Below are 25738 nucleotides of genomic sequence, written 5' to 3'. Positions count from 1 at the left end.
CCGGATCATTCCCCGCTGTACCGAAAGGCAAATAGTTGATGTTTTCGCCGAACGGATTGTAATTGTAGGTTTTTGATACCGCTACGCTACCGTTCTGGTCGGCTTCCATAAAGGCCGTACCGAGATGATCATTCAACGGATAAAAAGCAACACCGTTTTTGATGCGTACAAATGTTTCACCTGCAACGGAAAGGTAATCGGTTTTTTCATTAGTGGTTGCATTGTCGCGAGTGAGTAACACACCGGCTTTGTCGTAGACGGAGTAAATGGTTTCGCCGTTGACGACTTGCTTAACGCGACGCAAATGACCGTCATATACATAACTGCCACTAACCATTCCGCTTTGCGTTATTGGCTGGTTAGCAAGGTCGTAGGTGAAACCGTTGCGACCATCGCTAATGACATTACCGCGTGCATCATGACTGTAAGTGCGCCAATTGTTTCCGTTCGCACTATCGCGCGCATAAGCCACCTGGTTCAGGCTATTGTACTGAACATCAACAATGCGTGAGCCTTCAAGTTTTTGAGTGATATTACTTAGAGAGTCATAACTGTAAGTGCCCGAACCCCATGGGCCAGCAGCCGTGGCAAGGCGACCTGCACCGTCGTAAGTGTAGGTGCGGTCGTAGACGTTGTAACCGGTAGAATCAATTCCGGTGACTCGGCCATTGGCATCGTAGCTATAAAATTTGTGATCACCCCAGTTGCCCCAAATGTAATAAGGCAATTGCCGATCATTCAATGCCAATTCGTAAAGCCCGCCATTACCACGATTAAGCTGGTTGATTTTTCCATTCGGGTGATAGCGAATATTGTTGAGGTAATCCAGTGCGCCGTAACTAATACGGGTGACGCGATCAAAGCTGTCATTGCCGTAAGTGTATTGTCTGCCACTGGGATAGATTTTGCTGGTGAGCGTACCGTCGGTGTTGTAGCCGTTGGTAATACCATAACTGCGACCATCCAGCGTGAGCAATTCTGCATCGGGAAGATCAATGGCGTTATACGTATAGGTCCAATTCACCCCACCGCGATTTACGGTTAGCAAGTTATTGTTTGCGTCATAAGTGCGGCCGATGTCGGGTGTGCTGTCAGCAAAACCTGTTGTGGTCAGGCGACCCAATAAATCATAACCAAGGCTTACACGCGCACCGGCGGGTATAGTCGCACAACCGGTGCCTGCGGTTTGGCCTTCCGCGTATTCCGTTTTTTCATTGGCGTCGTTGTAGGCTGATAATGTATCCCCTTTCTCAGGAATACTGACACGGCAAACCCTCAAGCGACTGTCATAAAAATATTTACTGATATGATTGGTTCCATTCCCTTTTGCTTGTGTGATGGTTTGTAGGTTGCCATAGATGTCGTAGCTGAAATCGGTGGTAATACCTGCGGGCTTTTCAATTTTCAACGCTTTGCCATCATCGGGGTTGCCAAAGCCACTGGCAGTTGTTGTAGTAATATTTCCCATCGGATCAGTTATGCGTGTTTTGTTTCCTGCGAGATAAGTGTAGTAAGTAGTTCCTCCGCCTGGCGCTGTTTCTGTGACCTGGGTTATGCGTCCAAGCGCATCGTAACCTGCAGATTTACCATAGACTGAAGGGCTATTAATTCCTGGTAAGGAGGTGAAAGTTTCGCGTCCCAGCGCGTCATAGGTTTTGCTGGAGTGGATTGCACCAACAATTCCATTTAAATCTTCGCGATAAGTTTGACGGGGGCGCAGCATTGCGTCATGAATCGTTGTGGTTCGCTCTGTGCCATTGGTCGCTGCCTGTATCACATTGCCGCCGGAATAACTGTAACTGATACTGGTGTCAGTCCAGGATTGCGGACGGTCTATGTAAGTAAGGCGACCGATGTTGTCATATTGATAATTGGTGGTGAATCCCCGTGCATTGGTTATCCCCTTAACCCAACCATTGTTATCAATCTGATAACCGACTTGTGTGCCATCAGGACGAGTGATAGCGCGAGGAACACCGCGGAAATAATCATTGAAGGTAACCTGGCGATTTAATGCATCGCGATACCAATTGAGTTGACCGGATTGGATGCCGTTAGTGTGATACCCCAGCGAGGCAACCGTAACACCAAATTTTTTGTGGGTGATAAGCCGACCCTTGGTGTCATAGTCATAATCATCAAACAATTTTCCATTCTTGGTAATCGTATCAATTAAACCAAGAATCCAGTCGTCAGCATCTTTGAGATAAGTGACATCGGTTGTTCTTGTTCCACCACCAAGACTTGACCACTGCTCAACTTTTATCGGATAACCATAGCTGTATGTCGCCGAATTTAAATCTGTGTTGTAGGTGTTCTTCGTGTTGTACCAATCACTACCTCTGGTAATTTTGGTTTCCGTTGCTCTGATAGGTTGAAACGGTTCTACCGTGGAATAATAGGATGCATAAAATCCTCCGGCCGATGGTTCAATTAAATAAGTAAAGTCTGTTTTTTCTAAAAACTGTGTTGCTGATTGATTTTCATAGAGCTCCGATTTTGCAAGCGATGTATGAGTTTCGGGTGGATGATAATAATTAATACGTTTGGTGTTATCAGGAGAAATGATTGTTGTGATATTAAATGGATTGGATGAGAATGGTGATTGATAACTGTAGGTCCATATCGCGTCAGGTGTGCTACTGGATGTTAATTTTTTCTTTGTAATTGACATCACATCCTGAAAGGGAAGAGAAGTTACCCCGGCAACGGTTTTTGGACAATGAGCTCCATGAGGGGCATTGACAGATACTGGTATAAAATAATTTCTTTCTTCAAGAGTGAACTCACCCTTTATGCCATCAGGGTGAGTGATGGAAACTACTTGGGCCTGCTGTTTACATTGCGACATGATTCCCGAAAGTTTTCTTACTCCTCCTTGAATTACGCGGTGCTCATACTGGGTTCCCGGTATGGGTTTAGCGTATAAGCCAGCCAAATTAAATAGCCATAATTTTCCATCGGGCCTGGTTACCGAAATCAGGGTGCTATAAGACCGGTTTATTATTGTTGGTGCATCGTACGCAACTGCTGGCACTTCCCACTCAGGAGTACTCTTTGAACCATACGTGTAATTCCAGCTCTGGACGTCAGCAGTCCCATAATTCGCAGTAACCGTTTTTATGTTTTTACTGGTTGTGTTTACATATTCAATGCTGATTGTACGGCTATCATTGGATGTGATACTGGTCAGTCTCTTCAACGTGTCATAATTGTATTTCACCCAGTTTCCGTCTTTGTCCGTGACTTCCGAAACATACAAAATATCCAAATATTTCTGGTCAATAGATTGATAAACAACGTTTACAGAATGGACTCGCCATGCGTCTGATTGAGCGACTATTTTCTGATTCACTACGTCAAATTTATATCGATCACCATTTGGCGCATGTGCGTAAAATCCTTCTGTGCCAGTGCCATCAATATTATCTATACAGGTGAGGTACCAATTTTTAGCAGTGACTTTTTTAGCTACCGCGGGCCAATTTAATGTACTTCCTTTATCAAGGACGGGGGTAGAGATGGCTCCCGGAACATCGAGTATCACACCATTGCTGTATTCAAACGGGCGCAGTGGCAAAGCAGTATCATCCAGGTGCCTTGGCAAATAAGAATGGGGAATTGAGTTAACCAGTGGTTGGGTACACCTGTTTTTCCCCCACCGGTTTCCACGCGTAAAATCGTAACCGTTAATATTGGTGCTGATCCTGGGGATATCCAGATACCAATCAGCGAATTCGTTATTGAATGGTTGGCTGGGATTTACCCGGCGACGAATTTCCACCGGCAGATGAGAATTACCAGGAATGGATACATCAACATGTTCGAAACTCAATCTGCCAGTATTCAAATCTATCTGGTCGCCAAGTAACTCATTGGTGTGAGCCTTCATACCAAGATTGGGAGCAAGCTTCTCATTCCAGTCAACGTTATAAATATTCTGCGGGGGTGGTCCGGATTGGGCATTAACGATAACCCCTAATAGCTGGACACTTAAAGCAATTACAAAAACGATTGCGCAACGTAATACTTTTTTGATCTCTAACATTAGAATTACTCCATTTTTCGTTTTTAGATTTATCTACTTCCAAGCATCATCCACGTATACCCAGGTTTCATCTATGAAATCTCATCAATCCAATAAAACCACGTTCGCCCGATGACGGACGACTAGTATGCCAGAACAATGGGGGGCTATCATCCATATTGATGAACCATTATTATTCCTCTGTATTGACAGGATTTGCTTAGAGCGGGATGACTAATATGGAAACATGCTCTTGGTAGGTAAAACTCGCAGTAGAGATTACTCATCATCGGAAGCAATGATGCAACAAGAAGCAGTGATTGCGATTTATTTGTAACTTATCCTGCTGGATGAACCTGAAGTTGAGACTGTTCTACATAAGCAGCAAACCTGCGCAAGAGCAACGCAGCCTCGGGAGTGTTTTTGACAGCGGCGTTTAATACTTGAGGATCAAGCTGCTGTTTGGCAAGCGGCTCTTGCATGTGTTCAATATAGCCGTGCATGACTTGCGCCGAAAACTCCGGATGAAATTGCACGCCCCATGCACATCTACCTACACGATAAGCTTGATGTAATTCGTGATCGCCCCTAGCCAAAACTATTGCCGCTTTTGGAAGTTGCAACACCGATTGCGAATGCACTAATTGCACAGGAAATGTGGCTGGCATTTCACTGAATAAATAATCCTCCTTTGCACTGGCAGACACAGCGATAATTTTTGATCCGATTTCTATACCGGCAGGATGGTTGGCAACTACGCCGCCGCAAGCATAGGCAAGCAGCTGATGGCCATAACATATCCCTAGTGTCGGCAAATTGACTTCAACACATTCTCTCAACCACTTTGCCAATTCCTCACTCCATGGTTGATGATCAGTGACCATCGAATGAGAACCACTGACCACCACTCCGGAAATTTCTGCAGGGTTTGGTAGCGATGCTGTCCGCGCATCTATAGGGATATGCGCAACAGAATTTCCCAATCCGCGCGCAATCCACTCATCAAAATCGCCCTGGGTTTTACTTATCTCTGGAAAAGTTCGTCCCGCCAATACAATAAGGATCGGTTTTTGGGTGCCGGTATTGATTTGTTCACTCATGGACATCGTTCGATTCTTCGTCTGGATTTTTGAACAAGTTGCTCAACAAGGAATGGTTTTAAATAGATGATAATAATCACAGGAACATTAACCTTTGACAAAAAAGTATACATACTCTTCAGCGGATTAACATTTTTCAGCCAAAGCGAGATACCATTCTGCTATCAACTTCCCGCATGGAAAACCTGCGGGGAAATCAGTTAAGCATTAGCAGGAGATACCCATGGACTCAACTAACGCGGTGGATGCATCCACGCTGGCACCACAGCGCATACGCTTGCCGCTACGCTTTCGCAAAGTACAGGTTACCGCTACTGAACGGTTTGCGACCAGTTTTATCCGCATCACCCTGGGCGGTGATGATCTTGAAGGATTCGACAGCCCCGGTTTTGATGATCACATAAAATTGTTTTTTCCGGATGCCGACAGCGGTGAACTTCGCCTGCCGGAAGTGGGGCCAAACGGCCCAGTGTGGCCGGAAGGTGCCAAGCCGGTTATGCGCGATTACACCCCCAGATTCTTTGATGGCAATGCACGCGCACTGGTTATTGACTTTGCCTTGCATGAAGCAGGACCTGCGACCGCGTGGGCGATACACGCAAAACCCGGCGATTGGTTAGGAGTCGGCGGGCCAAAAGGCTCATTTATTGTTCCCACCGAATACGATTTTCACTTACTGGCCGGCGATGAAACCGCAGTGCCTGCCATTGCGCGACGACTCGCAGAACTACCACCAACAGCAAAAGCAATTGTGCTAATTGAAATCGATAACATCGGCGACGAAATTCCTTTGTCTTCACCAGCGCAAGTTGAAATCATTTGGTGTTACAGAAAAGGCGCCGCGGCTGGCACCACTACAGTAATTAAAGATGCACTGGAAAATGTAACCTTGCCCGATGGCAATGGTTATGCATGGATCGCCTGCGAAACCAAAGCTGCGCGCGTGATTCGTTCCTATCTTGTAAAAGAGCGGAACATGAATCCGAAATGGGTTAAAGCTGCTGGCTACTGGCAACTCGGCGTAGCAGATGCTCATGAAAAAATGGAAGACTAAACACAATTTAATGAAGCAAGATTTGCGTCTTGCTTCATGCGTAGTGAATTAGGATTTTTCGGACATCAGAATTTGCTTACCATCACTGGTTACCTTTTTATCAAGGTAATCGGGATAATTTTTCACATGGCTGATTAAATATAAAAACTGCCAGCTATTTCGAACAGCTATGACGAGCACTACGGGAGTAAGTAAAACTCTCCGACATTTTTTTAATTAGGTTAGCAAAATCCAACATTTATTATTATTTTTATATTTAGCTTTATTTTTACAGGCAATTAACACGCAACATTTTTCGAATTACCCGCTGCCTGGTTATCATTAATATCGATTAAAAATCAAAATTTTTTCTCGCAAACCGACCTCAACGTTAAATAAAAAAACAATTAAAAAATACCGCTTTTTCTTGTCAGATTCTAAATATCAGACACACATATGGTTTTGATGACAATATACATATGGTTCAATTGACAACATCATGATGTGAGATGTATACAAGTGCATGTCGACACCGCCAGGTAGTTTTAACAATAACAGCAAAGCAGTATGGCACTCGATGAAAAACCCCTGTTTGCAATAAACAGGATACGCCTTCCAACAGCCTCCTCCTCTATTGGCTGTATTGGTTGAGAGGCACACTCCGGAGATCTAATAATGAAATTACACAACATCGGCAGAAATGTCGTAACCACGCTCATCTGCGCACTGGGTATCGGGGCAACTACAGCTAGCGCCCAAACCCTCACATCAAACGCAACGGGAACCAATAATGGTTTTTACTATACCTTTTGGAAGGATTCCGGCGATGCATCAATGGGTCTGCAAGCGGCTGGACGCTATACCTCCCAATGGACTAACAGCACGAATAACTGGGTGGGCGGCAAAGGCTGGAAACCAGGCAATAGCACAAGGGTTGTGAGCTACTCGGGCACTTACGGTGTCGATAACAGCCAAAACTCCTATCTGGCTTTGTATGGCTGGACCAGAAGCCCGCTGATCGAATATTACGTTATCGAAAGCTACGGCTCATATAATCCGGCCAGTTGTTCCGGCGGTACTGACTACGGCAGTTTTCAAAGTGATGGCGCAACCTATAACGTACGCCGCTGCCAACGTGTCCAACAACCGTCAATCGACGGCACCCAAACCTTCTACCAATACTTCAGCGTGCGGAATCCCAAAAAAGGCTTTGGCGCTATTTCCGGCACCATCACCTTTGCCAACCATGCTAACTTTTGGGCGAGCAAGGGCCTGACTCTGGGCGCGCACGATTATCAGGTGCTGGCGACCGAGGGCTATCAAAGCCGCGGTAGTTCCGATATCACCGTAAGTGAAGGTACAGCAACCACAAGCAGCACGCCGCAAAGCTCCACCGGCACAGTTACCAGCAGCTCTGTACGCAGCTCAACACCCAATGGTGGCGGAGGCGGTATTGTCGTCCGTGCACGCGGTACTGCGGGCAGTGAACACATCAACCTGCGTGTGGGTGGCGCAACGGTAGCCAACTGGACGCTGACTACCAGCTTCCAAAATTACACCTATACCGGTAACGCATCCGGCGATATCCAGGTGCAGTACGACAATGATGCCAGCGGCCGTGATGCGATTATTGATTACATCCAGGTGAATGGTGAAACCCGCCAGGCTGAAGATATGGATTACAACACCGCCACTTATGGCAATGGCTCATGCGGCGGCGGTTCCCGCTCGGAAACCATGCACTGCAACGGCGTGATCGGCTTTGGCTACACCTATGATTGTTTCAGCGGCAATTGTAATGGCAGCGGCGGCACCAGCAGCACCGGCGGCAATACAGGGACCAGCAGTAGCTCCGGCAACAACAATAACTGCAGCGGTTATGTCGGGATCACCTTTGATGACGGCCCCAACTCCAATACCACTGCGCTTATCAACTTGCTGAAACAACACAACCTGACCCCGGTGACCTGGTTCAACCAGGGCAATAATATCGCCAGCAACGCTTCACTGATTGCATTGGAACGCAGTGTAGGCGAAGTGCACAACCACAGTTTCACTCACTCGCATATGACCAGCTGGACGCTGGCGCAGGTATCAGACGAATTGAACCGTACTAATCAAGCAATCCAGAATGCTGGCGCACCCAAACCTACTTTATTCCGTCCACCTTACGGCGAAGTGAACTCGACCATCCAGCAAGCGGCACAAGCTGCCGGCCTGCGCATTGTGACGTGGGATGTAGATTCACAGGATTGGAATAATGCCAGCGCCTCGGCCATCGTCAACGCGGTGAACCAATTGCAAAATGGCCAGGTAATCCTGATGCACGACGGCAGCTATACCAACACCAACAGCGCTATTGCACAGATCGCTTCAACACTGCGCAACAAAGGTCTTTGCCCGGGTAGAATCGATCCAAATACCGGTCGTGCGGTTGCACCCACTGGCGGTACTACAAGCAGTACCCCGGCTGTTTCCAGCAGCAGTCGTAGTAGTACGGCAGTCGTCACCAGCAGCAGTCGTAGCAGTGCCGGTACTGGCGGCAATTGCCAGTGTAATTGGTGGGGAACCCTGTATCCAACCTGCCAAAACACGGCGAGCGGATGGGGTTGGGAGAATTCGCGCAGCTGTATCACTACCAGCACCTGTAACAGCCAGGGTACAGGCGGTGGCGGAGTGGTTTGCAATTAAAAATCAAAATCCGATAAGCTTTTAAGTGGCAAAGCAAATAAAAAGGGGCGAATCATTCGCCCCTTTTTTCATTTAAAATTTCCTTTTTAAATGACGTTACACATTAGAAAGTAAATTGCAAATTCACGCTGGCGAAATCAACATCCATATTAATATCGTTTGGCTGCAGAACATTAATTTCATTACGTGAAATTTCGAAATTGAAACGTTCATACTCTACACGCAAATCCAAATGCTCTGCCAAACGGAATTTGGCTCCCAAACCCCAAAAAGTTTCGTTGCCATCATAGTCATTGCTGGTAATGAATTCTGATGTGTCAATATTAGCGTCAGCATCCCACCACAGTTGTCCACCTTTCGCGTAGACCGAAAAACGTTGTGATACAGGCAACTCAAGAATTAAATTCAGTGCCTTTCCTTTAAGGTCAATATCAAGAGCGCCGTTGCCGGATTCATCGAAGTCAATGTAAGCTGCTTCAACACCAATATATTCATTGAATTTTACAACTGCAAATACTTTTTTGGCAGCTTCGTCTTCATCGAAGTCGCCATCTTTTAACTTAGTTAAGCCGTAACCGCCACCAATAGAAAACTCTGGTTGGAATTGCCAACCATTGCCGCGATTTGAAGTGTCGCTTTGCGCCACCACAGCTGACGAACAAACACCCATACACAGAACAGCTAATAATTTTTTCATAATCAACTCCCACTTATTTAAAAGACAGGTACAGGATAAAAATAAAAAACCATATGCTCTGTGCGTTAACGCGCGCATAAAAAAAGCCCGCATAAGCGGGCTTTGTACAAAACGATTTGCAAATTTTACATTGTGTAAATGCCTTGGCTGCGCAAATAGTCTTCATAGTTACCGTGGAAATCAATTAACCCACTTGGTTGCATATCGATAATCCGTGTTGCCAATGACGACACAAATTCGCGGTCATGGCTGACAAAAATCAACGTGCCCGGATAATTTTCCAATGCAAGGTTTAATGCCTCAATCGACTCCATATCCAAATGGTTTGTTGGTTCATCCATTAACATTACGTTGGGATTAATCAGGCTTAACTTACCGAATAACATACGGCCTTTTTCACCACCGGATAACACTTTTACATTTTTCTTAACTTCGTCATTAGAAAAAAGCATGCGTCCCAATGCACCGCGAACTAATTGTTCGTCACCTTTGGTCCACTGTTTCATCCAGTCAAACAAATTGGTGTCATAAGAAAAATCAGCGGCGTGATCTTGCGCGAAATATCCTATCTCTGCTTGCTCAGCCCATTTGATTGTTCCGGCATCCGGTTGCAAGTCACCGTATAAACAACGCAGCAAAGTTGTTTTACCCGCGCCGTTGGGACCGATAATCGCAATGCGTTCACCCGCTTCAACTTGCAAACTTAAATCGGTAAACAACGGGCGATCATAACCCTTGCTTACACTTTCAAGCGTCACTGCCTGACGATGTAATTTTTTGTTTTGCGTGAAGCGAATATAAGGGCTAACGCGGCTTGATGGTTTGATGTCGTCCAGTTGGATTTTATCAATTTGTTTTGCGCGCGATGTTGCTTGCTTGGCTTTGGAAGCGTTAGCAGAGAAACGACTCACGAAGGTTTGCAGCTCGGCAATTTGCGCTTTCTTTTTCGCATTTTCATTTAATAATTTCTCACGCGCCTGCTCAGACGCCATCATGTAATCGTCGTAATTGCCGGGATAAACACGCAACTCGCCGTAATCCAGATCGGCCATGTGTGTGCACACCGCGTTCAAAAAGTGACGGTCATGCGAAATAATAATGATGGTGCTGTTGCGCTGGGTGAGCATGCCTTCCAACCAGCGAATGGTGTTGATGTCGAGGTTGTTAGTCGGTTCGTCGAGCAGCAACACATCCGGATCAGCAAACAATGCCTGTGCCAGCAACACCCGCAATTTCCAACCCGGTGCAACGGCGCTCATCGGGCCAAAATGTTGTTCGATAGGAATATCCAGGCCAAGCAATAATTCCCCCGCGCGCGATTCGGCGGTGTACCCATCCATCTCCGCAAATGCAACCTCCAATTCGGCGACGCGCATACCGTCGTCTTCACTCATATCCGGCAAGGCATAAATACGATCACGCTCGGCTTTAACCGCCCACAGCTCGGCGTGCCCCATGATCACTGTATCAACGACCGAGAACTCCTCATAAGCGAATTGATCCTGCTTCAATTTACCCAAACGCACATTGGGCTCGAGCATAACCTGGCCGCCAGAAGGCTCCAGATCGCCCCCCAGAATTTTCATAAACGTGGATTTACCGCAGCCGTTGGCGCCGATCAAACCATAGCGGTTACTGTTGTTGAATTTGACCGAAACGTTTTCAAAAAGCGGTTTTGCACCAAATTGCATGGTGATATTGGCGGTGGAGATCACGGGTAATTTCTCTGCGACTGTGCGACTAAAAGGAAGTAAATAAAGATAAATGGGTAAAAAAGGCGCGCATTTTAGCCTAGTTGGCGGCGCGGCAGGAATTTAATTGTGTATAAAAAAAGCCCGCACAAGGCGGGCGCCGGTATTAGCTGGCTGACGAGGCCGCTTAGGGAACCCTGTAAACCACTTTCACGCTGGCATCTACCGCACCGGCATCGATATAGCCGATCATATTGGGATTGGCGGCAATCAAGGCCTTAACAGCTGCATCGTCACCGGCATCTTTTGGCGGTGTACCTTTGCCGGTAAACACCAGTTGCGACCAGTAGGCCTTGTACTGGCTGGCATTTTTCTTACAAACGGCTTCATTGAATTTGTCGCGCGCCGCCGAGCCTTCATTTTGGTTTACCGGGACAGCCTGTGCACCTGCCGGAAAGCTTTTGCTTTTGCCGAGAAATAAGCGCGATACATCGTCTTCAGTCAATGAGTCGAACCCGGCTGACGGATGCACAATCACCGCAACCTCTGCCCAGGTAGGGCCAGCCAAACCAAGTGTTAAGGTTGTAGCCACAGCACAAATGAATTTTTTCATGATGGCACCCCCTCCTAAAACACAGTTTGCAGGGCGACGGAAAATACTTTCTGATCGCCTCGAGTTTTATCATCAATGTCATCTATCTGGAACTTGAGCGCAGTACCAGTGGTGACATCCCAGCGGGTTCCAATCGAGATTACCTCCCGATCAACCGCTTGCGAAGCAGCTACCGCTTGCAGTGTCCCAATCAAGACATTGGTGCTACCGACGACAGGGATCGCCTGATTGGCCGGAATACCGCCGTCCAGACTGGAAGCATCATCTTTGGATTGGGATGCGGTGAGGTGCACTAACCAATCACCAAATCGCACACCGCCCATTGCGTAACCACGTTTGTTCTTGGATAGCAGAGCATCGTCCGGTTCAAACTCTACATACTCAAGCGCCGCAACAAATCTTCCGGTATCGATGTTAAGGCCGACTTCGGCAAAGGTGACGCTATCCTCTTCAACCAACAATTTATTCGCATTATCAGCAAAACCAAGCGCCGTCAGGAGTCCGGCAAAACCACCGACGGTGGTAGTGCCAACGGGAACACCCGTTACATCGATCCACAAATCCGCTTTGTGGTAAGCCGCGCGCAAGGTCCACCAATCTTTACCTAAAGTCCCGGCAATACCCATTTGGTTGCGGGTTTTTGCCGCCTCCAAAATGCCGTCATTATTAAGATCCAATTTGTCATCAAAGCCACCGAAGTATGCCTGGAAAGTAGTATCGAAAACTCCCAGGGTATGGGTCGTATAAAAATCCACACCATTAACATTATTAAATGGCAGGTAATAAACTTCACGTGGAGGACTAATCCATGCGTAGGCATAACCTACATCAAGGAAATCAGAAAACATATAAAAAGGCGTACGCAAACGGCCTGCGCGAATTTTACTATTTTCGGTTGCTTGCCAACTTAAATAAGCCCACTCGGCCTCGACTTCATAATCTTTTTCACTGCGTGCAGTTAATTGCACTGTTGCTGTCAATTTGTCGGAAACGTTGCCCGAAATCTGGATACCCAAAAGATTGTTGTCGAACGTTAAATCTTCCTCATCATAGCCGCCGTAAGCAGGGCCATTTTCATCATCGACCATACCGCCGCCGACGGATAAAAAACCGGAGAAGTTGAGATCGCCTGCCTGCGCCAATGGCACCGCCATACAAAATGCAATGGCTAACGCAAGGCTGTGTTTTTTACGACTCGAGCTAATTTTGTTCATGTGTGTGTCACTCCTAATGTTGCGCACTGCCTGTGCTTGAACTCCCTGAAAATTCAGCATCGCTACCAGGTGATGCTATAAAACCGGGTCTTACAGAAATATTAAACGCGGAATTGGCCAGCAATTTTGCGCAGCTCTTGACTGATATGGCCAATATCGTGGCTGATTTCATTGAGTTCGTTAGTGGAGCTGGTAACCAATTGAGTACTGTTATAAATACCATTCACATGCTCAGACACATGGGAAAAGGTCACCGTTTGTTCGTGGGTTGCGGCGGCAATTCGCTCATTAATACTGCTAATTGTTTCTACATTATTCAAAATAGAATTGAGTACTTCGCCTGAGGCCACGGTTGCTTCCACGCCGCGGTTGGCGCGCTCTACACTACCCTGCATTGCCGTTACTGCGTTTGCTGATACTTGCCGCAACTCACTAATCACTTTGTGAATTTCTTCTGTCGCCTGACGGGTGCGAACAGCGAGTCCGCGCACCTCATCTGCAACTACAGCGAAACCGCGCCCATGTTCGCCGGCGCGTGCTGCTTCAATTGCTGCGTTAAGCGCAAGCAAATTGGTTTGCTCGGCAACGTTTTGGATGGTGTTAAGCAACTGTCCTACATCCGACGAAAATTCCTCAAAACGATTAACCACGCCCGCCGCGCTGCGCACCTCTTCTGCGAGTGTGCTGATAGTCGATACATTGGTTGCGAGTGTTTCTTTGCCGCGCGCGGCAGCGCTGCTCGCATCTTGTGCCTGATGCGATGCATTATCGGCAAACTCTGCTATTTCGCTTACCATTTTCATCAGATCTTCAATGGACGTGCGCATGCTGGAAATCGCCGTCGCCTGTTCATTGATACGCCCCATATTTTGGCTGCTGGAATTTGTCAGGCGTGTGGCCACCTTGGTAAGACCGCCAACATCATTGCTGACATTGGCAAAAGAACCATGCAGTTTTTCTACAAAGGCATTGAAATATTTCACCAAATCGCGAATTTCATCGTACCCGGGATAGTTGATACGTTTAGTTAAATCACCCGCGCCCGAGGCCATTTCTTTTAATGATTCGGTTACTTCATTGATGCTTGAGGTAATTGAACGGCTGATAATTAAACTCACCACCAACAATGCAACCACTGCACTGACTGCGATAACCAATGCAATTTGCGATGCGCTTTTTGATGAGCTTACGGTTTCACTAATCGCTTCATTAAAACGTTTTGCTTTTTCGGATTTCATTGTCGCCAGGGATTTGCGCAACAATTTTAATTTTTCGGCATTGGCTGCAGCTTCTGCTCCCACCTGATTAAAATCGACATTGCCGCCAATAAAACTTTTGGCGATGCGCACGGCGGTGGTGTACCAGGATTGCAATTGTGTATCAATATCTTTTGCTGCCCCTGCGAGATCGCTACTGAGGCTGGATAATTTAGCCAGATTCTGGCGAATTTCCTGATAGTGTTTATCAGCATCTTCGAGCGCACCTTCATCACCCGTTGTTACTGAACTATTAATTTGCTGTTCCATTAATAGGAGCGCACCTAAATTCACAGTTGTTAATTCAAGGGCAGGATAAATACGCTTTTCCACTTCAGCCAAACGGCTGCTATTGGCTCGTTCAATCCACATCGAATACCCCTGGCTGATAACAAACCCCAGAAGGGCAATCGTGACAAGCAACATCAATTTTTTTGCGATGGTCAAGCGGAGCATTTAGCCTTGCCTCAGGTGGACGCGGTGTGTTGTAAAATCAAAAATTACAAATGAATCGAATTTAAAAAACGCTTTAAGAAAGGTGTAGTTTTGTAGTCGTCTGTATAACGTCATTTGGGTATAGCAGTCGCCCAGAGAATGCGCAAACGCCATAAGGGATTTAGCGCCATCAACGCCTGAGGAAAACTACTCATAAGCATTTATGACGATTAAAAAAAATCGCTTAATTACTTACAGCAATTAAGCGATTTTCCGGGGGCAAAAATTAGCGTAGAAATATGACAAATTAAAACAGTGATGAACGCTTGAATGCCAGAAATAAAGGAATAAAAAACATCACCAACACCATAGCAATCGCGAGCGAGATAAGGCTATTCATATCGAATGTCAGCACCCAGGCATACACCGGCTGAATAAAATCGCGCAGCGAAAATTGGCTAAGCACCAGCAGTGCAATCAACGTGACCGGCACACTTACAATCAACCGTTCCACCCAGGGACTCAAGCGTTTTTGCGCAGGCAAACTCGCCATTACACGCGCGCTAAAATCGCCATCATCAAGATAGGGACTGGAGCCTTGCAACTGTTGTTGCAGGAAATCATCAAACTGTTTGGCGTTCATATGTCGACCTCGCTCACTCGCTTTTCACTGAGGTAGGGCGTCCTGCCAGGACGCCAAGAGAGATTGCAGTTTTTGTTTACCACGCGCTATATGCGTTTTCACCGTCCCAAGCGGAATACCCATAATAGTTGCAGCCTCTTCATGGGAAAACCCGTCTTCATAGCATAGCCGAATTGCCATTTGTTGGCCTGCGCTCAGGGTTTGCATGGCCGCTTCCACGTCTTTCTGCGCATGATACTGTTTTACGCTGCACTGTTCAGCTTCGATCTCCTCATTCTCATCCAGTTCACACCATTCGATCTTTTTTGCGCGCCAGCGATTGGCAGCAATATTAAAAGCGATACGGTACAACCAGGTTGAGAACCGGGCTTCAGCGCGAAACGCGCCCAGCGCAGCATAGGCCTTCATAAAGGTCTCCTGCGCCAGATCGTCAGCGAGGTGCGTATCGCCATTGCACAGGCGTCTGGCCCAGATACGCAATGGCGATTGGTAGCGCAAAACCAACTGCGCGAAGGCGTGCTGATCCTTGCGGCTGACCACCCGCGCAATCAATTCCTGATCGGAAAGGGACATGCTGGTTAGTCCTGCTGCCCAGCCTGTCCAGTCACATTGGGTCGGTTCAGATACCAAATAAGTACTTGAGATGCGCCCAACGCAATCCAGATAAAACCGGCTGAACCTATGTCGAAACCTACCATAACCGTAAGGAAAACAAGCCAGCCGGTGCCGAGGAATATATTGCGAATACCTTTGTCACGGCTACCCACAGGCTCATCACTTTTAGGGTCATCACCACGCAGTAATTCGACCGGAATATCGCGCCCTGCGGCGAGCAATTTATCGATATTCATATTGATATCGCGCTGGCGACGGCGACGGGCCCCGAAGAAAAACACGAGGATCAATATCAGCAGGAGGAGAGGACCGCCAAAAATAAAGACAATGGCCAGAATCGGGATCAGCAATGCCGGATGAAAATTGTTGTCACCGTCATGACCACCGCCAAATGCATTGCTCAGGCTTTTTTCCAGCTTGCGCTCCCAGTGCTTATCGTTAGACCAATTATGATCGTCCCATGCAGGCGGCGGTGGAGGTTCAGCAGCAGGAGGTGGCACAACCGGATCTGGTGCCGCCGGCACTGCCAGTTCATGTTGGTTTAATTCCTGGCTGAATGCAGGATTGGGCTCGGAATGAGCATCAGGATTGGAAACCTCAATGTGCACTGGCGCCGAATGGGGAGCATCGAGCGGCACCTGGGTGCCTTCCAGCTCAGCTGCGGTGGCAGCCAAGCTACAGGCCACTGGCGCTACACAGACCAACGCCAGGCCGATTGCGCGCAACAGGCGGCAGGGCAAGCTTATAGATAATGTCATGGGAAAAGCCTCTCAGGAAAAATCCGGGCAGGATTACATCAATATTGCCCCCAACTCACAAGCTAAGACGCAGTCTGGTAAGCTTCAGATTCACCTGAGCGGTTTATTTTTGTGAAATGCAGACCGGTTTAATTCACCAGCTTCTGCCAAAAGTTTTTCACCGGATTTTTGCTCTCGATATTGCACTCGACCGATTCGAGCGGACGGAATTTTTCCAGCAGTGGTAACCATGTCGAACCCTCACAGGTTTCCGCACTCAGCTTACCGGTTTTGTCATCCAGCCAATCGAAACTCACCCCGACGGGTGGCTCCTGCTCCAGGCTGCGGGTCGGCAACTGCTTCATAAAATCGCTCCAGACTTGCAGTGCGCCGCCAGCACCACTGAGCGGTGTGGCACTATTGTCATCGCGACCGAGCCACACAATCGCCAGGTGCTCACCGCTGTAGCCGGCAAACCAGCTATCGCGCTGATCATTGGTCGTACCGGTTTTGCCCGCGAGATCGATCTGCGATGGAATCTGGTTGTAGGCGCTGCGGCCGGTGCCCTCGCGCAAGGTCCGTTGCATCGCGTATTGCACCAGGAAGGTAGATTCATTTGCAAAGCGCTGCTCCAGCTCAAGTGGATAGCGCTTGAGTGGTTTGCCATCAGCCGTGAGTACTTCGCGAATGGCATGCAACGGTGTATAAACACCTTCGGCGGCGAGAGTGTGATACATACCGGCAATTTCCAGCGGCGACATATCCACCGCACCGAGCAGCATCGACGGCAACTCCGGCACCTTGCCTTCATAACCGGCACGCTTCACCGTTTTGGCGACCGCATCCAAACCGAGCGTCATTCCCAAACGCGCGGTCGATTGGTTGTAGGAATAAGCGAGGCCTTTGTAAAGCGGGATATCGCCGTGGTCTTTTTTGTCGGCATTTTGCGGTGCCCACCATTTGCCGCCGGATTTATAACTGACCGGCGCATCGCTGATGATGGTGCCGAGATTGTATTTCTGCGGATTTTCCAACGCCGTTAAATACACAAAGGGTTTCAGCAAGGAGCCGACCGGACGTTTCGCGTCGAGTGCGCGGTTAAAACCGGAAAAACGCGGATCGCGATCGCCGAGCAGCGCGAGAATTTCACCGCCGCCAACGGAGGTAACCACCATGCTGCCCTGCACGTTTTTGGTTTTGAATTGTTTCTCCAACTGCTCTACGCGCAACTTCATGGATTTTTCCGCTTGACGCTGCACCATCGGCGAGAGCGTGGTGAAAATGCGCAAACCTTCGCTGCGCAAATCATCTTCGTCGTAATCCTCGTTTAATTGGCGCTTCACCAAATCCATAAATGCGGGATAAGTCGTGGTGCGCGCATCGCCTTCAGTAACGATTCCCAGTGGCGCCGCTTGTGCGGTCTTTAATTGCTGATCGGTAATCAATCCTTCCTGATGCATTACAGTGAGCACCAAATTGCGCCGATCTTTAGCGCGCTCCGGGTTCCGCCAAGGATTATAAAACGATGCACCTTTTACCAATCCAACCAGGAGCGCTACCTGCTGTGCATTTAATTCGCGCAACGGCTGACGAAAATAATGCTGTGCACCCAGCGCAAAACCGTTAATTGAACGCTGCCCACTCTGACCTAAAAAGACTTCGTTGATGTAGGTTTCCAGAATTTCGGATTTGCTGTAATGCAGCTCCAGCAACAACGCCATAATCGCTTCCGGAATTTTGCGACGGAGAACACTTTGCTCATTGGTAAGATAAAAATTCTTCACCAATTGTTGTGTTATCGTACTGCCGCCCTGTACCACGCCGCCGTTAGTCGCATTCACCCAGGCGGCGCGCACAATCGCCAGTGGCGATACGCCATGGTGATCAAGGAAGTGTTTGTCTTCCACCGCCAACAGTGTTTCGCCGAGCAGCGGAGGTAAATCGGATAACCGTACTAACAGCCGATCTTCTTTATCCGCTGGATAAAAACCGCCGATCTCTTCCGGTTCAAGACGTACCAGTGGCAAGTCAGCGCCGCCCAAATCAATCAGGCCCTGCACACTACCATTGGCAACACGGAGCATAAATTTGTGCGATGGCTCTTTTTTGTCCCAGAAATCAAACCCGCGGCTGTGAATGTGATAAACCACTTCCGGTGAGCTGGCAGTCACTTTTTTAATCACTTGTCCGGGTGAATTGATATTGCCGTCGAACCGGTAACCCAGTGCGCGCAACTCCTGTTCAAACAGCGCCGGTGTCAATGATTGGCCCTGGTATAACTCCAGCGGGCGAGCATAGACCCGTGCAGGCAGCGACCATTTTTTCCCCTCAAATTTCGCGCGCACCACGGTATCCAGATAGAACGTCCAGATTCCCACCAGCGCCACAACCAGCAACAGGCCGTAAAAAGTCCACAACCTTATCGCGCGCCAGTTAAAACGTGAGGCAGAAATGGCGGACTTGGTAGTGCGACGGGAAGTTGAGCGACGTTTGGTCATGGATAAATCTTAAATAGTGAATATGCCAAGGCCCAAAAAGGCCGGAAAATAATGCGCGCAGTTTAACTGCCGCCCTGTGTGAATGCGAGACTAAAAACGGTGGATAGGTAAGCACATCCATTTCTGCTTTATCGCGCGCGATGAATTTTGCATAATGCCGCGCAATCTCAAGCTCTTGCCAATTTCGAGCCCTTACAATTGCGAGCCCCTATCAATTTACCACTCACATCAATTTATAAAACAAAGGTTACCGGCTTATGAGCAAGCAATATCACATTTATGGCATAGGCGCGGCCCTGGTCGATACTGAAATCACTTTGGACGATAGCGATCTCACCACAATGGCGGTTGCCAAAGGTGTAATGACATTGGTAGATGAAGAGCGCCAAAACGCACTTATCGACTATTTACAGCATCATCTGGTTGCATCACATCGCGCGAGCGGCGGCTCAGCGGCCAACACCATTATCGCCGCCAGCTATTTTGGTTGTGATAACTTTTACTCATGCAAAGTCGCGAACGATGAAAATGGTGAATTTTATTTAAATGACATTCATACGGCAGGCGTTGCAACACCGACACATATCACACCGCCTGCCGGCATTACCGGAAAATGCCTGGTCATGATTACACCTGACGCTGAACGTACCATGAATACTTTTCTCGGCATCAGCGAAACCCTCTCAACCAATGAATTGGATCTGGATGCCGTTGCGCAGTCTCACTATGTTTACATCGAAGGTTATCTGGTTACCTCGCCCACCGGCCGCGCCGCGGCAATTGAGTTGCGCAAACAAGCCGAAGCGAATAACACTCGCACTGCACTAAGCTTGTCCGATCCGGCGATGGTGCAATTCTTTCGCGATGGATTAATAGAAATGATTGGTAGCAGTGTCGATTTAATTTTCTGTAATCGTGACGAAGCAATTGGATTTACCCAAACGCACTCCCTGGAAGAAGCGTGTGAAGCATTGAAAAAATACTGCAAACAATTTGCGATTACTTGCGGTGGTGATGGCGCATTGGTATTTGATGGCAACACACTTACTAAAGTATCGGCAACACTCATTACACCTGTCGATACTAATGGTGCGGGTGATATGTTTGCGGGTGCATTTTTGTATGCTGTGAGCCAAGGCAAAGATTTTAAAACAGCGGGCGAATTTGCCAATCTCGCTGCCGCCAAAGTCGTAAGCCAATTCGGTCCGCGCTTAAACGCGGAGCAACACGCCGAGTTAAAGCAAGTGTTTTTTAATTAATAGCGATGTGAATAGACAGGATGAGGCGAGATGTAAATCGCCCCATCCTGCTAAAGATACTGCTTGGCTTATTTAGGGCCAAACAAAAACCAGAGAATAAACCCAAGGAATGGCAGCAACAAAAGTATTACTATCCAGAGAACTTTCGTTCCCGTACTTGCACTGCTTTGCGTTGTTTTTACAATCGCGTAAATAACGCAAATCAGTAAAATAAACCCCAGGATTCCGCCTACTTCAACATTCATATCTTGCTCCTATCTGTATGAATTTACTGTAAAAAAACAGATGCACACTTATTACCATAGCTGATGCGCGAGCACTTGCAAGCAAACCGAACAATAAGCAGCAACAGACTTTTTTGTGTCTGAATCATTACATTGCAACAAATGCACCAGCTCGATGAAACCAATGCCGGCAAGTAAATCAGCTTATTAAAAACAACATGCTGTCTTTTTTACTGCTCAAGGCCCATTAAAATGCGTAGTTAACACCAAGCGTGTAATTACGTGGAGCACCATAGCCATACTGACTGAAGAAACCGATTTGACTGTAATAGGTTTCATCGAGCAAGTTATCAATGTTTAACTGCACAGACACCTGATCATTAATGTGGTATCTCGCCATCAAATTCACAAGGCTGTATGCATCTTGCTGCAAGCGTTCAGGCAACCAGGTCGCACCGTTGTCAGTATCTGTGTAGTTCTTATCTTCCCAACTTATACCGCCGCCCAAGATAAAGCCGTCCAGCGTTCCGCTGAAATCATAAGTAGTAAACAAATTCAGTTTCTTGCGCGGGTGATCTGTATTAACAGCTATGCCATCGCGATCTTCTGCCTTGAACTGGGAATAGCCGAGCGATACATTCCAATTATCCAGCGGTTGGCCGATTACTTCAAATTCAAAGCCCTTACTCTCAGTGCCATCAGCCTCACGATAAAAATTTTCTGGCTGCCCATTAACGATACGACTACCCGCAACTTGTGCCAGGTTATCCTGCTTAATCAAAAATACTGCTATCGACGTTTGCAATTTACCGTCTAGAAAAGCACTTTTTAAACCTAACTCGGAGTTATTGCCTTCGATAGCATCAAGCATATTACCCTGCTCATTACGCTCGACTTGTGGCTTAAAGATGCCTGTGTGACTGACATATACATTATGGATATCCAGGAATTCATACAGCAAACCAACATAAGGAACCAGCACATCATCATCACCGTAGGTTTGTGGAGCACCATAACTCACGCCAACACGATCCCAACTTGATACACGTCCGCCGGCAATCAGTTTTAATGGCTCAGCCAATGAAATACGGGTAGCCGCATAATAACCGGTCTGCTCGGTATCAAACGCAACCGACACAGAACCTGCACCCCATAGTGGCTCAGGAAAACTGCCATCCCATTGATTAAAATCACCGACACTGCCTGATGAGGTGTAAGCATAAGTGTAGGTTTTTGCTTTTTGATCACTATCCAACGCACCCACAACAAATTCGTGGGTTCGACCAAATAATGAGTAATCGCCTTTCAACTGCAGATCAATACTGTCTTGCTTGCTGTAGCCATCACTCTTAAATGGCCACGGATTTAATCCTACGCCGGTGGTTTTATCAGCTGTGCCATACAGATACAGCAGTTGTGAATCCTGCGTGTTCTTGTTGTGGTTGTAATTAATTTTTAATGCCCAACCATTGGAAAACTCATAATTGAAATTAGCAAAATGGTTTTCATTGGTGGATGCCCAGAACGTCCAATCGGCAGCAGACGATTTTTTTCTGTCCCAATTGGTGCGGGTGCCATCGCTATACCAAGCAGACAAACCACCCCACGTAGAAGCGGTAGGATCATTATCCTGATAGCTGCTGCCGAAACTCAGGGATGCCTGATCAGTAATATCAGCATCGATTACGCCATACACAACGGTTTTATCGTCTTCCGGCAAATCCATGAAAGTATCGCCCACTTCTTTCTTGGCAACAAAACGCGCGCGAACGGCGCCGCTTTCGGTAAGCGGAGCGGCGATATCGGTGGCAATAAATTTATTACTCCAGCTACCAACACCGACGTTCACGTAACCTTTCAACACATCAGAGTCAGCATGTTTGCGCACCAGGTTGATCGACGCAGAAGGATCGCCAGCACCGGTTAGCAATCCGGTTGCACCGCGAACTACTTCAATACGTTCATAGATAGACACATCGGTGATGGTCTCACCAGAGTCGCCCGCCAAACTCCATGCCAGAGGAACACCGTCAATCTGGTATTTATCAATGTCAAAACCACGCGCACTGAATGTATTACGGGTGCTGTCCATTTGCTTGGAAGACAGGCCAGGAGTCTGGGTGATCACATCGGCAATCGAACTCAGGTTCTGGTCGATAATACGCTGCTCAGTCACCACACTTACAGACTGTGGTGTTTCCATCAGCGAAAGCCCTAGGCCAGTAGCTGTGTCGATTTTTTCGTTAACGGTATATTGACCAAGAATGGTAACGGTTTCGACTTTGGGATCTTCAACCGCTTGCACTGCACCCGCAGCCAATACAATTTGAATAGCGACTACAAGCGGGAGGGGTTGGAAGTATTTTTGTAACATGATGTGGTTCTCGGTGACAATTTGAGCGCCAGAATATCATAATGAGAATTGTTATCAAAATCACTTTCATCATGTTTAAGAACTTTACGTTTTTCTACCAAAAAAACTTAGCGTACGACACCTGACCAGTTATCCAACAACATTGCTAGCCACAATGTCCGGCGCAAGATAGCGCCAGGGTTTATTCCACTTGAGTGAATATCAAATTTTGGGCAAAAAAATAGGCAGCTCATAAAGGCTGCCCATTCAGGTCTTGCTGGAATTAATGCCCGTTTTTATTCGCAGAACTCACTCGCTGCATCAACAAATCGGTGTACGCAATACCAATCGCAGAGGCGATAAACGCCATATGGATAATGGTCTGCCACATTACACCAGCTTCAGTAAACTTCGCATTAGGCGAACCAAGATTACCTGCTTCAATAAATGTTTTTAACAAGTGGACTGAGGATATACCGATAATTGCCATCGCCAGTTTTACTTTCAATACAGTCGCATTTACGTGGCTTAACCATTCAGGTTGGTCAGGGTGACCGTTCAAGCGCAAGCGGGAAACGAAGGTTTCGTATCCACCGACAATAACCATTACCAGTAGGTTGGAGATCATCACCACATCGATCAACCCCAACACAATCAGCATAATTTGTTGTTCGCCTAGAGTCGAAACGCCTTGGATCAAAAGCCAAAGTTCGTGCAAAAAGAGATACACATAAGCGCACTGCGCAACAATCAGGCCCAGATAAAGGGGCAATTGCAACCAGCGCGAGCTGAAAATCAGCTTGGGGAAAAAGCCGGTTTTGTAGACGGGGGGTACATCACTCATTACTACACCTTTTGGAATGGAATTTAGTTAGCGCCAATATAAAGACAGAATGGCAAAAAACAAGTTTTTTACGCAGGCTTACTCGCGCATACCGGACAGTTTTTATCTTTAGGTAATTTCAGTTCGCGCCATTGGCTATGACGCGCATCCAGCAGCAATAATCGCCCGGCAAGAGTAGTCCCAAAACTGCAAATTAATTTGATTGTTTCCAACGCCTGCATCGAACCGACAATCCCTACCAGCGGCGCCAACACGCCATTGGCGGCGCAGGTCAGGTCATCGCTATCTTCTTCATATAAGCAGCGATAACAAGGGTTATTACTATCACGCAAATCGAATACTGCGATCTGCCCTTCCAGGCGAATGGCAGCGCCGGACACCAAGGGCACTTTTGCTGCGACGCAAGCCGCGTTAATCGCGAAGCGGGTTTGGAAATTATCAGTGCAATCAACCACCACAGTTGCCAGTCTTATTTGCTTGGCAAGCGCATTTGCATCCAGTAATTTTTCGATGCAGTCAATTGCAATATCCGGATTTAATTCGCGCAGATTTTTCGCTGCTGATACTGCTTTGTTTTCGCCGATCCGCGCATTGGTATGCGCAATTTGCCGCTGCAGATTACTCAGGTCTACTGCATCAAAATCAACCAGGGTTAAATGGCCGACACCTGCAGCGGCAAGATACATGGCGACCGGCGACCCCAATCCACCGAGGCCGATAATTAATACGCGCGCGGCCAGTAATTTTTCCTGTCCGTCGAGATCGACGTCCGGCAACATAATATGACGCGAGTAACGTAATAGTTGATCATCATTCATGACGCCACTCCTTTTCGACCAATGGATACGCGCTCATTACCGCCAAGATCGCGCCGCGTTTCTACTTGCGCAAAACCGCGCGCATTAAGTAAATCGCGCACCACAACACCTTGATCATAACCATGCTCTAACAATAACCAGCCTTGTGGGTGCAAATAATTCCAACTGTGCAGGATGATGAATTCGAGATCGGCGAGTCCTTTATTATCTGCAATCAACGCCGAGCGCGGTTCAAAACGCACATCACCTTGATCGAGATGGGGATCTTGCGGATCTATATACGGCGGATTGCTGACAATAACATCAAATTGTTGCGCATCCGTTTCACTGTGATATGCAACGAGTGCACTGAACCAATCGCTTTGCTGCATTTGTACGTGAGTGAATTGCAATGCCGCGCGATTTTTTTCGGCGAGCGCAATTACCTCAAATGATTTATCCACCCCCAGCAATTGCCAATCCGGTTTTTCGCTGGCGATGGCCAACACAATTGCTCCGGTTCCGGTGCCCAAATCCAGGCAGCGGCGTTTTTGTAGCGGCAAATCATTTGCAAATAATTCCAATACCAACTCAACGAGAAGCTCGGTATCCGGGCGGGGAATTAATGTGGCGTTGTTGACCGCGAGCGGCAGTGACCAGAATTCGCGCCGACCAATAATGTGCGCAACCGGTTCACCGGTTTTACGTCGCTGGAAAAAGTCATTAAACAATTGCTGCTGTTCAGCGGTAAGCGTTTTGTCCGACCAGGTGAATAACCAGGTGCGATTTTTTTGCAGCACATGGCAGAGAATGAGCTCGATGTCCAGCCGTGCGGAATCACTCACCGATTCGAGCTCATGTGCGAATTGCAAACATTGTGCAACGGTGATGTTGCTCATAAGGGAGTCACGTAGGTTGGGGTGAGGAACGAACCCCAACACTCTGTTGCAAGATTGTCAGTTGGGGTTCGTTCCTCACCACCAACCTACGAGCTACATAAGTGAAAAATTT

At 47.5% G+C, this 25738-nt stretch carries 19 protein-coding genes; 3 read left to right on the top strand and 16 right to left on the bottom strand.

What is annotated here, in order from left to right; genetic code table 11:
• On the bottom strand, positions 1 to 4048 hold a 4048-nt coding region (locus AC1RJL_RS13205), incomplete at its 3' end, for a hypothetical protein (protein WP_492914721.1).
• 317 nt (positions 4049 to 4365) lie between these two features.
• A complete protein-coding gene (locus AC1RJL_RS13200) occupies positions 4366 to 5127 on the bottom strand; it encodes a glutamine amidotransferase (protein ID WP_492914719.1) in 762 nt (253 codons plus the stop codon).
• A gap of 223 nt (positions 5128 to 5350) precedes the next feature.
• Here AC1RJL_RS13200 and AC1RJL_RS13195 point away from each other — a divergent pair, with 223 nt between their 5' ends.
• Together AC1RJL_RS13195 and AC1RJL_RS13190 are read left to right on the top strand one after the other, a co-directional pair.
• Positions 5351 to 6181, top strand: coding sequence for a siderophore-interacting protein (locus AC1RJL_RS13195; RefSeq protein ID WP_492914717.1), 831 nt, complete (start codon positions 5351 to 5353; stop codon positions 6179 to 6181).
• A 654-nt stretch (positions 6182 to 6835) separates the two neighbouring features.
• Positions 6836 to 8851, top strand: coding sequence for a glycoside hydrolase family 11 protein (locus AC1RJL_RS13190; RefSeq protein WP_492914715.1), 2016 nt, complete (start codon positions 6836 to 6838; stop codon positions 8849 to 8851).
• 103 nt (positions 8852 to 8954) lie between these two features.
• Here the strand turns inward: AC1RJL_RS13190 and AC1RJL_RS13185 are convergent, their stop codons facing one another.
• From AC1RJL_RS13185 to mrcB, 9 genes are all read right to left on the bottom strand, one after another.
• Positions 8955 to 9548, bottom strand: coding sequence for a porin family protein (locus tag AC1RJL_RS13185; protein ID WP_492914714.1), 594 nt, complete (start codon positions 9546 to 9548; stop codon positions 8955 to 8957).
• Between the two features lie 125 nt (positions 9549 to 9673).
• Positions 9674 to 11263, bottom strand: a complete 1590-nt coding sequence (locus AC1RJL_RS13180; protein ID WP_492914712.1) for an ABC-F family ATPase — start codon at positions 11261 to 11263, stop codon at positions 9674 to 9676.
• Positions 11264 to 11426: 163 nt separating this feature from the next.
• Positions 11427 to 11852 (bottom strand): type 2 periplasmic-binding domain-containing protein, encoded by a 426-nt coding sequence (locus tag AC1RJL_RS13175; protein WP_492914710.1) that lies wholly within the window; start codon positions 11850 to 11852, stop codon positions 11427 to 11429.
• Positions 11853 to 11866: 14 nt separating this feature from the next.
• A complete protein-coding gene (locus AC1RJL_RS13170) occupies positions 11867 to 13066 on the bottom strand; it encodes a DNA topoisomerase IV (protein ID WP_492914708.1) in 1200 nt (399 codons plus the stop codon).
• A gap of 101 nt (positions 13067 to 13167) precedes the next feature.
• On the bottom strand, positions 13168 to 14694 hold the full coding sequence (locus AC1RJL_RS13165) for a methyl-accepting chemotaxis protein (protein WP_492914706.1): 1527 nt from the start codon (positions 14692 to 14694) through the stop codon (positions 13168 to 13170).
• Between the two features lie 370 nt (positions 14695 to 15064).
• Positions 15065 to 15400, bottom strand: coding sequence for a hypothetical protein (locus tag AC1RJL_RS13160; protein ID WP_492914704.1), 336 nt, complete (start codon positions 15398 to 15400; stop codon positions 15065 to 15067).
• A gap of 24 nt (positions 15401 to 15424) precedes the next feature.
• Positions 15425 to 15973 carry an RNA polymerase sigma factor gene (locus AC1RJL_RS13155; protein ID WP_492914702.1) on the bottom strand — a complete coding sequence of 183 codons (549 nt, stop codon included), beginning with the start codon at positions 15971 to 15973 and terminating at the stop codon, positions 15425 to 15427.
• A 5-nt stretch (positions 15974 to 15978) separates the two neighbouring features.
• Positions 15979 to 16773 (bottom strand): DUF6249 domain-containing protein, encoded by a 795-nt coding sequence (locus AC1RJL_RS13150; RefSeq protein WP_492914700.1) that lies wholly within the window; start codon positions 16771 to 16773, stop codon positions 15979 to 15981.
• Between the two features lie 128 nt (positions 16774 to 16901).
• Complete coding sequence (gene mrcB / locus AC1RJL_RS13145) at positions 16902 to 19250, bottom strand: penicillin-binding protein 1B (RefSeq protein WP_492914699.1); 2349 nt, start codon at positions 19248 to 19250, stop codon at positions 16902 to 16904.
• Positions 19251 to 19507: 257 nt separating this feature from the next.
• Between mrcB and AC1RJL_RS13140 the strand changes: the two genes are divergently transcribed.
• Entirely contained in the window at positions 19508 to 20509 is a 1002-nt protein-coding gene (locus AC1RJL_RS13140; RefSeq protein WP_492914697.1) for an adenosine kinase, read from the top strand.
• A 68-nt stretch (positions 20510 to 20577) separates the two neighbouring features.
• Here AC1RJL_RS13140 and AC1RJL_RS13135 read toward each other — a convergent pair whose 3' ends face one another.
• From AC1RJL_RS13135 to prmC, 5 genes are all read right to left on the bottom strand, one after another.
• Positions 20578 to 20754: a PLDc N-terminal domain-containing protein gene (locus AC1RJL_RS13135; RefSeq protein ID WP_492914695.1), complete on the bottom strand. Its 177-nt coding sequence runs from the start codon at positions 20752 to 20754 to the stop codon at positions 20578 to 20580.
• Positions 20755 to 20980: 226 nt separating this feature from the next.
• Positions 20981 to 23107: a TonB-dependent siderophore receptor gene (locus AC1RJL_RS13130; RefSeq protein ID WP_492914693.1), complete on the bottom strand. Its 2127-nt coding sequence runs from the start codon at positions 23105 to 23107 to the stop codon at positions 20981 to 20983.
• A 262-nt stretch (positions 23108 to 23369) separates the two neighbouring features.
• Positions 23370 to 23930, bottom strand: coding sequence for a TIGR00645 family protein (locus tag AC1RJL_RS13125; protein WP_492914691.1), 561 nt, complete (start codon positions 23928 to 23930; stop codon positions 23370 to 23372).
• A 68-nt stretch (positions 23931 to 23998) separates the two neighbouring features.
• The gene (locus AC1RJL_RS13120) at positions 23999 to 24748 is read right to left on the bottom strand and encodes a HesA/MoeB/ThiF family protein (protein WP_492914689.1); all 750 of its coding nucleotides are present in this window, start codon (positions 24746 to 24748) and stop codon (positions 23999 to 24001) included.
• The gene (gene prmC, locus AC1RJL_RS13115) at positions 24745 to 25626 is read right to left on the bottom strand and encodes a peptide chain release factor N(5)-glutamine methyltransferase (RefSeq protein ID WP_492914687.1); all 882 of its coding nucleotides are present in this window, start codon (positions 25624 to 25626) and stop codon (positions 24745 to 24747) included. Before prmC ends, AC1RJL_RS13120 begins: the two co-directional genes overlap by 4 nt.
• Between the last annotated feature and the right edge of the window lie 112 nt (positions 25627 to 25738).

The organism is Cellvibrio sp. GW822-FHT04B05 (assembly GCF_058800985.1).
The sequence above is the reverse complement of the archived record's forward strand: the minus strand, read 5'-3'. Positions and strand labels throughout refer to the sequence as shown.

Coding starts and splice junctions, on each gene's coding strand:
- AC1RJL_RS13165 (WP_492914706.1), bottom strand. CDS start 14,694: ATGTGGATTGAACGAGCCAATAGCAGCCGTTTGGCTGAAGTGGAAAAG.
- mrcB (WP_492914699.1), bottom strand. CDS start 19,250: ATGACCAAACGTCGCTCAACTTCCCGTCGCACTACCAAGTCCGCCATT.
- AC1RJL_RS13170 (WP_492914708.1), bottom strand. CDS start 13,066: ATGAACAAAATTAGCTCGAGTCGTAAAAAACACAGCCTTGCGTTAGCC.
- AC1RJL_RS13125 (WP_492914691.1), bottom strand. CDS start 23,930: ATGAGTGATGTACCCCCCGTCTACAAAACCGGCTTTTTCCCCAAGCTG.
- AC1RJL_RS13155 (WP_492914702.1), bottom strand. CDS start 15,973: ATGTCCCTTTCCGATCAGGAATTGATTGCGCGGGTGGTCAGCCGCAAG.
- AC1RJL_RS13195 (WP_492914717.1), top strand. CDS start 5,351: ATGGACTCAACTAACGCGGTGGATGCATCCACGCTGGCACCACAGCGC.
- AC1RJL_RS13190 (WP_492914715.1), top strand. CDS start 6,836: ATGAAATTACACAACATCGGCAGAAATGTCGTAACCACGCTCATCTGC.
- AC1RJL_RS13140 (WP_492914697.1), top strand. CDS start 19,508: ATGAGCAAGCAATATCACATTTATGGCATAGGCGCGGCCCTGGTCGAT.
- AC1RJL_RS13120 (WP_492914689.1), bottom strand. CDS start 24,748: ATGAATGATGATCAACTATTACGTTACTCGCGTCATATTATGTTGCCG.
- AC1RJL_RS13150 (WP_492914700.1), bottom strand. CDS start 16,773: ATGACATTATCTATAAGCTTGCCCTGCCGCCTGTTGCGCGCAATCGGC.
- AC1RJL_RS13185 (WP_492914714.1), bottom strand. CDS start 9,548: ATGAAAAAATTATTAGCTGTTCTGTGTATGGGTGTTTGTTCGTCAGCT.
- AC1RJL_RS13135 (WP_492914695.1), bottom strand. CDS start 20,754: ATGAATGTTGAAGTAGGCGGAATCCTGGGGTTTATTTTACTGATTTGC.
- AC1RJL_RS13130 (WP_492914693.1), bottom strand. CDS start 23,107: ATGTTACAAAAATACTTCCAACCCCTCCCGCTTGTAGTCGCTATTCAA.
- AC1RJL_RS13160 (WP_492914704.1), bottom strand. CDS start 15,400: ATGAACGCCAAACAGTTTGATGATTTCCTGCAACAACAGTTGCAAGGC.
- AC1RJL_RS13200 (WP_492914719.1), bottom strand. CDS start 5,127: ATGAGTGAACAAATCAATACCGGCACCCAAAAACCGATCCTTATTGTA.
- prmC (WP_492914687.1), bottom strand. CDS start 25,626: ATGAGCAACATCACCGTTGCACAATGTTTGCAATTCGCACATGAGCTC.
- AC1RJL_RS13175 (WP_492914710.1), bottom strand. CDS start 11,852: ATGAAAAAATTCATTTGTGCTGTGGCTACAACCTTAACACTTGGTTTG.